This window comes from Streptomyces sp. UH6 (assembly GCF_013421635.1).
Classification (GTDB): domain Bacteria; phylum Actinomycetota; class Actinomycetes; order Streptomycetales; family Streptomycetaceae; genus Streptomyces; species Streptomyces abyssomicinicus.
In genome coordinates, this window is sequence record NZ_JACADT010000832.1 from 1 (window position 1) to 2538 (window position 2538).

At 74.5% G+C, this 2538-nt stretch carries 1 protein-coding gene; it reads right to left on the minus strand.

The window, feature by feature from the left end:
• The coding region (locus tag HW445_RS26440; protein ID WP_308799954.1) for a condensation domain-containing protein at window positions 1-2522 on the minus strand (2522 nt) is incomplete at its 3' end.
• Window positions 2523-2538: the final 16 nt, after the last annotated feature.

The window sequence follows — 2538 nt, forward strand, 5'->3', positions numbered from 1 at the left end:
ACGCCCGGGGCGACCGGCCGCAGGCCGTCGTCGAGCACGTACGTCCGCAGGTCCGGCAGGGCGGTGCCGATCCCGCCGGCGGCCGTGCCGGACCGGTCGAGCGCCGTGTGCGTGACGTGCACCGTGGTCTCGGTGATGCCGTACATGTTGACCAGACGCGGCGCGTCCTCGGGGTGCCGGTCGTACCAGCTCGCCAGCCGGGCGTGTTCCAGTGCCTCGCCGCCGAACACGACGGTGCGCAGGGCGAGCCGGCGCCCGGTCTCCGGTGCCTCGGCGTCCGCCTGCATCAGCTGGTGGAAGGCGGACGGCGTCTGGTTGAGCACCGTGACCCGCTCGCGGACGAGCAGTTCCAGGAACCGGCCGGGCGAGCGGCTGGTCTCGTGGTCCACGACGACCAGGCGGCCGCCGTGCAGCAGCGGGCCCCACAGCTCCCAGACGGAGAAGTCGAAGGCGTAGGAGTGGAAGAGGGTCCACACGTCCTCGGCGGAGAAGCCGAACAGCTCCCGCGTGGTGTCGAAGAGGCGCACCACGTTGCGGTGCGGGACCACGACGCCCTTGGGGGCGCCGGTGGAACCGGAGGTGTGGATGACGTAGGCGGCGTGCCCCGGGTCGACGGCGACGCCCGGGTCGGTCTCCGGCCGCCCGTCCAGGTCGGCGGTGTCCAGGACCAGCCGGTCCACGTGCTCCGCGCCCGGCAGCTCGCCCGTCCGGCCCGTCGTCACCAGCAGCGCGGGCCGGGTGTCCTGGAGCAGGTAGGCGATCCGGGCGGCGGGGTACTCCGGGTCCACCGGTACGTACGCGGCACCGGCCTTGAGCACCGCGAGCACCGCCACGACCAGTTCCGCCGAGCGCGGCAGGGCGAGTGCGACGAGCTGCTCCGGCCCCACGCCCCGGTCGATCAGGACGTGCGCCAGCCGGTTGGCCCGGGCGTTCACCTCTCCGTACGTCAGGGTCACCTCGCCGTCCGTGAGGACGGTCGCGTCCGGGGTCGCCCGCACCTGCCGCTCGAACAGCGCGGGCAGACTGCTCCCCGGAAGCTCCTGGACCCGGCCGGCGCCGGCCGGCAGCAGGGCCCGGAGTTCGTCGGCGGACAGCACGTCCACCCGGCCGATCCGTCGGCCGGGGTCGGCGGCCACGGCGCGCAGCAGCCGCAGCCACCGCTCGACGATCCCGCTGACGGTGTCCTCGTCGAACAGGTCGGTGCTGTACTCCACGACGCCCGACAGCCCGTCCGCGCCGGGCCGTTCGGCCAGGACGAAGGTCAGGTCGCACTTGGCGGTCCCGGTGGGTACCAGGTCGGCCGTCACCCGCAGCCGTGGCAGGCCGAAGGCGCCGGAGGGCGCGTTCTGCAGGGTGAGCATGGTCTGGAACAGCGGGTGGTGCGCGAGCGTCCGGGTCGGGTTCAGCGCCTCCACGAGGTGCTCGAACGGCACGTCCTGGTGGGCGTACGCGGCCAGCGCGTCGGAGCGCACCCGGCCCAGCAGTTCGGTGAACGTCGGGTCGCCGGACAGGTCGGTGCGCAGCACCAGGGTGTTGACGAAGAAGCCGACCAGGTCGTCCAGGGCCTCGTCGGTGCGTCCGGCGACCGGCGTGCCGATCGGTACGTCGGTTCCCGCGCCGAGCTTGCCCAGCAGGGCGGCGAGACCGGCCTGGAGCACCATGAAGAGGCTGGCTCCGCCGTCGCGGGCGAGTTCACGCAGGTCCCGGTGGAGCCCGGCGTCGATCCGGACCGGCAGCTGGGCGCCCCGGTAGGACATCGCCGCCGGCCGGGGCCGGTCGAAGGGCAGCTCGATCTGCTCGGGCAGGTCCGCCAGCCGCTCCCGCCAGTAGGCGAGCTGGGTGCTGAGCAGGCTGTCGGGGTCGGCGCCGTCGCCCAGCAGTTCCCGCTGCCAGAGGGTGTGGTCGGCGTACTGCACCGGCAGCGGCGACCACTCGGGCTTGCCCCCCTCGCTCCGGGCGGCGTAAGCGGTCGCCAGGTCGCGGGAGAGCGGCCCCGTGGACCAGCCGTCCGCCGCGATGTGGTGCACGACCAGCAGCAGCACGTGCTCCTCGGCGTCGAGCCGGAACAGTTCGGCGCGCAGCGGCGGCTCCTCGGAGAGCTCGAAGCCGTGCCGTGCCGCCTCCGCCAGCCGCTCCGGCAGGTCGCGCTCACCGGTCTCGGTCAGCCGCAGCCGCGGCCGTGCCGCGTCGAGGTCGAGCACCCGCTGACACGGCACGCCGTCGACCACCGGGAAGACGGTGCGCAGGCTCTCGTGCCGCTCGACCACGTCCGCCAGGGCGGCCCGCAGGGCGTGCTGGTCGAGGGTTCCGGAGAGCCGCAGGGCCAGCGGGATGTTGTAGGTGGCGCTCGGGCCCTCCATGCGGTGCAGGAACCACAGGCGGCGCTGCGCGAAGGACAGCGGGACGGTCTCGGGCCGCTCGCCCGGCCGCAGCGCCGGGCGCGCCCCGGCGGCGACGTCCACCACGGCCGCCAGTTCCGCCACCGTCGGGGCGTCGAACAGGTCGCGCAGCCTCAGCTCCACGCCGAGCACGGACCGG